Raw genomic sequence first — 684 nt, 5'->3', positions numbered from 1 at the left:
CTGGCCGGCGGCGTCAGTGCGCCGCGGGCCGCGCCGCGGCCGGCGCCAGCGTGGCCGGCCGTGGCGCGCCCGCCGGCAGTTCGCCGGTGAAGGCGAAGTCCACCTCCGGCACGCGCCCGCTCACGATGTCCGCGATGGCGCGGCCCGAGCCGCAGCCGTGCGTCCAGCCCAGCGTGCCATGCCCGGTGTTGAGGTACAGCCCGCGCACGGCGGACGCGCCGATGTACGGCACGTTGCCCGGCGTGGCCGGGCGCAGGCCGGTCCAGAATTGCGCCAGCTCGGGCCGGCTCATGCCCGGGAACACCTCCAGCGTGCGCCGCACGATGGCATCGCAGCGCACCGGGTTGAGATCCATCGCATAGCCGTTGAGCTCCGCCGTGCCGGCGATGCGCAGGCGGTCGCCGAAGCGCGAGAACACCAGCTTGTACTCGTCGTCGGTCAGGCTCACGCTGGGCGCGCGCGTGGCATCGAGCACCGGCAGCGTGGCCGAGTAGCCCTTGGCCGGGTAGATGTCGAGCTTCACGCCGAGCGGGCGCGCCAGCATCGGGCTGAAGCTGCCCAGCGCCAGCACGTAGGCGTCGGCGCTCTCGATGCGGTAGGCGCCGGTCTCGTCGGCGATCTCCACGCCGCGCATGGCGCCGCCCTTGGCATGCAGGTGCTGCACTCGCACGCCGTAGCGAAAGC

At 73.7% G+C, this 684-nt stretch carries 1 protein-coding gene; it reads right to left on the bottom strand.

Annotated elements, in window-relative coordinates; translation table 11 throughout:
• Positions 1-13 precede the first annotated feature (13 nt).
• The coding region (locus K206_RS38510; RefSeq protein WP_020203611.1) for an FAD-dependent oxidoreductase at positions 14-684 on the bottom strand (671 nt) is incomplete at its 5' end.

The organism is Cupriavidus sp. WS (genome assembly GCF_000395345.1).
In the GTDB taxonomy this organism is placed as follows: Bacteria; Pseudomonadota; Gammaproteobacteria; order Burkholderiales; family Burkholderiaceae; genus Cupriavidus; species Cupriavidus basilensis_B.
Note: the sequence above shows the minus strand (reverse complement) of the source record. Positions and strands in the feature narration are given on the sequence as shown.